Source organism: Citreicoccus inhibens (assembly GCF_019039035.1).
GTDB classification, from domain to species: Bacteria; Myxococcota; Myxococcia; order Myxococcales; family Myxococcaceae; genus Citreicoccus; species Citreicoccus inhibens.
In genome coordinates, this window is the sequence record NZ_JAHNZT010000090.1 from 1 (window position 1) to 4,550 (window position 4,550).

General features: G+C 64.1%; 4 protein-coding genes and 1 pseudogene. 2 read left to right on the forward strand and 3 right to left on the reverse strand.

The window, feature by feature from the left end:
- Window positions 1-154 (forward strand): annotated as a pseudogene (locus KRR26_RS37260) (IS3-like element ISMtsp5 family transposase); the annotation flags it as partial.
- Window positions 155-2,713: 2,559 nt separating this feature from the next.
- Here the strand turns inward: KRR26_RS37260 and KRR26_RS36140 are convergent.
- From KRR26_RS36140 to KRR26_RS36150, 3 genes are all read right to left on the reverse strand, one after another.
- A complete protein-coding gene (locus tag KRR26_RS36140) occupies window positions 2,714-2,860 on the reverse strand; it encodes a hypothetical protein (RefSeq protein WP_217082154.1) in 147 nt (48 codons plus the stop codon).
- 362 nt (window positions 2,861-3,222) lie between these two features.
- Window positions 3,223-3,678 carry a hypothetical protein gene (locus KRR26_RS36145; protein ID WP_217082155.1) on the reverse strand — a complete coding sequence of 152 codons (456 nt, stop codon included), beginning with the start codon at window positions 3,676-3,678 and terminating at the stop codon, window positions 3,223-3,225.
- A gap of 49 nt (window positions 3,679-3,727) precedes the next feature.
- Window positions 3,728-4,078, reverse strand: coding sequence for a transposase (locus KRR26_RS36150; protein WP_328707281.1), 351 nt, complete (start codon window positions 4,076-4,078; stop codon window positions 3,728-3,730).
- 36 nt (window positions 4,079-4,114) lie between these two features.
- Here KRR26_RS36150 and KRR26_RS36155 point away from each other — a divergent pair, with 36 nt between their 5' ends.
- Complete coding sequence (locus KRR26_RS36155) at window positions 4,115-4,456, forward strand: transposase (RefSeq protein ID WP_217082157.1); 342 nt, start codon at window positions 4,115-4,117, stop codon at window positions 4,454-4,456.
- Window positions 4,457-4,550: the final 94 nt, after the last annotated feature.

The window sequence follows — 4,550 nt, forward strand, 5'->3', positions numbered from 1 at the left end:
CGAGTGTGTCGGCATCCACGCCGCCAAGGTGGGAACTCGCTTCGAGGCCCTCGAGCCCATCCGCCAGGGCGTCAAAGCTCGCTTCGGGGCATACGGCCGGGGCGTGGCCACGGGCTTGGCCATCCGCCACGACAACGGCAGCCAGTACACGTCTGGCTCTGCTCGACTGGGCTCGCCAGTACAACGAGCACTGGCTGCTGGAGCGCCACGACTTCCTCTCGCCGACTCAGGCCCGGCGAGAGCTCATGCAACGGCAAGCGGCCTGATTGCTACCAATCTGGTGTCTCAACAATCAGGTGCGGTACAGGGCGTCGAGCCCCGAATAGCTGAGGGCTCGGCGCTGGGTCTATTGGTTGAAGTGGGAGCGCTTCAGCACGCGTTCATGCACGCGATCCACTTTTTCTCGCAGGCGGCCTCTGTTTTGGGGTTGCCTTGCGCAACCCTGAGGCAGTTATCCCATTCGCCCCAGCAGATATCACTGCAGGTCGGAACCGTCAGCGACTGCTCTGCCGCTGACGTGTTATCCGGTGCGACTTCGTCCGATGGGCCACCGCAACCAGCCAGCAACCCGAAAGCAACCAGTCCAGCCACAAGTCCAGTTCTCATGCGCCACTCCTTGCCTTGGTTGTTTTGACTGCACTGCAAGGATAGCGAGAGTCTGAGTAGCAGCCCGGGGATGGTTGCACTGTGCGGGGTATCTACTGCCCCATACCAGCCGGAGACCGCGGGATGTGAAAGTGCGGAAGCCGAGCCCTCGCGCAATCGAGGACTCGGCACCGCGTTACGCCTCAGAGGCGTAGGGGCTCAGCAGTCGGTGAGGCACTGCGTCCATGCTTCCTCGCAGGCTCGCTCAGCCTTGATGTCCCCGTGGGCGACGGACAGACAGTTCGTGCACGCCCGCTTACAGTTCTTTGCGCACTCTGACAGCACCTGCTGCTCCACCGAAGCTGCAGTGCCGTCGGACGCGGAGTCCTCGGCTGCGGTGCTCGACTCCGGGCCACCGCAGCCGAACAGCAGGCCGAAAGCCAACATCCCACCAACGAGTCCAACTCGCATGCGTCTCTCCCAGTTTTGTTTTTTGACTGCATTGCAAGGATAGCGAGGAATTGGGCATCGCCTGAATCTATTTGCCCAGTGCAGGGTATTCAGGCACCCATCCCGGACTGAGGCTGCGCGCGAGCACGAACTGCCGCGGGCTGCGTAGGGCTCCCCTCCTCGGGTAGGCCGATGGGCGTTGTTGGCTGCCACCCATCGGCCCGACCGTTCGATTGTTGCTGCCGCCCGGACGTGTGATGCCCAGCACGTCTGGGGGGCGTATGAAGAAGATGAGGTGGTTGCTGCTCGTGCTCGCCGCAGGTTGTAGTACCGCGACCTCCGCTGAGAGGGCCCCGACGGACGAGCCCAGGTGGGCTTCCGGCAAGAATCCCGCAGGGGGGAAGAAATCCGAGGACAGCGGCAGCGAGAAGCCCAAGGCTCAGTCGTGCTGGGAGGAGCACTGCGAGGTGCGCCCGGGGAACAAGTTCGTTTGCCGCCAGGTGTGGAACGTCAAGGACTGTGGCGCGAAGCCAGACAGCAACGTGCCAGTGGCCGCGTCGGAGCGCTGAGGAGGCGTAGATGGCTCGCTGGGTCGCACTCTGGTGCGTCGGCGCATGCGTGGCTCTCCTCGTGACGTGGGGAGCTGCGCGGCCATCCACCTCCGCGCGTGTGGCGACGCATGCGCTCGCGGCGGCACCTCGCCCTCTGGATGACATGCGTTTTGACGCGGCCCGCTCTCCCATGCCAGCCCTGTTGGCCCGTCAGAGCGCACTATCCGCTCCGGTGCTGGACACAGGGAGTGCCCCTGCTGCCGCAGCCGAGCCCGCTGATGCCGAGGCGGGCCACGACGATGAGTGGCCGTACCTTGAGCCCAGATGGACACCACAGGGACTCTCTGTTGGCTCGTGCCGGCGCAGCGCGGAGTGCCCCCCGCGCCATGCCTGTCTCGTCAACGCGAAGACGCACCTCCAGGAGTGCATGCCAGAGGAGTGCGAGGAGGATGCGCACTGCTTCCCGGGGGAGGTGTGTCGCTTCGCGAATGCCGGAAGCCCCGGCGAGCGCATTCGTCGGTGCCTTCCGGCCGGCGTGCGGGGCGAAGGCGAGCCCTGTGCGTACCGACAGCGCTCGAAGGCGACGGCGTGCGAGGAGGGACTTGAATGCAACTTCGGGTGGTGTGGCCGTCCCTGCTCTCTTGCTAGCCCGTCCTGCCCGGCTGGCACGCAATGCACTCGGGACAGCGAGGACGGGACAGCCTCGTGCGTCCCGTCTTGCGAGAGTGGCTCGTGCCCAGCGGGGCAGGTGTGTGACGACCTGTTCGCTCCACTCCACCTCTGCGTGGAGGCAGTGGGCGACTCGTGCACGGCCACCTCATGCCCGGTGGGGCAGCGATGCGACCGCGCCCTTCGAGTGACGGGACGTGGTGTTCCGCAGGTCCTATCTCGGTGCAGACTCCCCTGCGGCGACGGCGGGGCGTGCCCCGAAAGGCAGGTGTGCTCCACTGGCGATGGTTACTGCGCACGCGCCTGTGACCCACACGCGCTCTCCAGCGATTGCGCCAGCGACGAGACGTGTGCGGCCACTAATGACGACCTCACGGAGTGGGGCTGCGCAAAGTAGGACTGGCCGCCAGTCACACTCTCGGGATGCTGTGTTCCTGGAGCTGGGGCGAGCGCGGCGCCTATCGCTGCTCCGCGATGATGAGGCCGCGCCTCGGGTCCACGGCGTAGATGCCGCCTGTGTCATTCGAGTCGTCGTTCGGGCTGCAGCGCTCCCGGTGCGGGGAGATCGCGACCAGGATGATTCCGCCCGGCTGGGGCTCCACCATGACTTCGTAGATGTCGCGCCGGGAGAGGCATGCCTGGAGCGGCGTGGCGTCCTTCGGCGTTCGCGGCTCAGGGGCAGGAAGTCGTCCATCGCGAGTTGCACGGCGGTCGCGACGTCGCCGCCGAGCACCGTGGTGCGCCCCGCCTCGAAGGTGACGGACGGGAAGACATACCGGTCCGCCTCGGCCTGTGGTGCGTGAGGCACACGAGTCGCCTGCTGCGACGTCGAACAGCCGGCGAGCACGGTGAGCGACACAAACAGCAGAGAAGCGTGTTTCATTGACTCACCTCTGGGACTGCCGAGTTCTTTCCCCGTGCCGTGCCGTGCCGTGCCGTGCCGTGCCGCGCGCTGCTGATTTTTCTTCTAAAGTTGCATAGTGAAGGTCTGACCTGACAGCTCCCACAGGTCTTCCCAAATAAGTCGTCCTTTAGGTCGGCCCGCTCTAAGTCGATCGAATGCCTGCACCGTCAGTTCTATCCAGCATTCGCGAGGGATATGTCCTGTGATTATGGTCTCGCCGACGTTGAAAACCGAGTCAGCGTTGGCGTGAAAGGTCTTCTCGTCATGCACATTCGATTCTGTTCGGTATGTCCCTGGATCGATAAAAAGCACCTCGTTCTCTGGGATGTTTGCTTTTGTTGAGCCGTTGTGCGGCAGGTCGCGAACCTTGCGAACAGTCGCGATAATAGTACGTGCGGTTAGGTAGACATATGGACGGCCGAGCCCGAATCGTTTGGCGCACTCGGCGTAGCTGAAGTGTCCGTATTCCTCGTACTGTTCAAGAGACAGGAGACCAGAACCTTGATAGTCAGACTCCATTAAGCGCCGAGTGATAGGTGTTCCTCCTGGGGCTAGGGGCTGTCCCTGATTAATGCAGCCACAGAGCCATGGCCGCGACGTGGAGGACGGCGAGGTAGCAGGTCGCCGTCTTGTCGTAGCGGGTGGCGACGGCGCGGCATCGCTTGAGGTCGTGGAAGCAGCACTCCACCCGGTATCGCAATCGGTAGAGCGCTCGGTTCAATTGCAGCGGGCGCTTCCTGCTCGGGTGAGGGTGAATGACTGGCTTCATCCCGAGCCTGCGAACGCAGGAGCGAATGTGGTCGGCGTCATAGGCCGTATCCGCGATGAAGGCCTCTCCCTCGGCATGGACCAGGAGCTCCTCGGCCATCGTGGACTCGTGCTGCTGGCCTTTCCTCCGCCCCACGATTTCTTGAGACACCGCTCTGGGGGATAAACGCCCCCGCGTGAGGTGGATGTGAAGAAGCAGCAGAAGCAGGACAGGACGTCGGAGCGTGGACGGTTCTCGGCGAAGAGGAAGAAGGAGGCGGTGCTCCGACTACTGAAGGGCGAGGACCTCGACGCGCTCTCTCGGGAACTGGGTGTCACGGGGGCGGTGCTGAGCGAGTGGAGGGAGAAGTTCCTGGCCGCGGGTGAGTCGGGGTTGAAGAGCCGCGAGCCGGAGCCAGCGGATGATGAGGTGCTGCGGCTGAAGGCGATGGTGGGCGAGTTGATGATGAAGAACGAGCTCTTGGAAGAGAAGGCGCAGTTGCTGGAGGGCAACGCACCGGGTTTTCCCTGGAGGAAGTCGAGAGGATGAGCGCCCAGCTCTCGCCTTCCTGCCGCAAGCCCTATGGGCTGACACGGGTGATGGCCACCTGGCGCGTACCGCGAGCCACGGTGTACCGCCACCG

Excerpts from the sequence above, each read along its gene's own strand:
- KRR26_RS36140 (WP_217082154.1), bottom strand. The coding sequence starts at position 2,860 with ATGGTGGAGCCCCAGCCGGGCGGAATCATCCTGGTCGCGATCTCCCCG.
- KRR26_RS36145 (WP_217082155.1), bottom strand. The coding sequence starts at position 3,678 with ATGGAGTCTGACTATCAAGGTTCTGGTCTCCTGTCTCTTGAACAGTAC.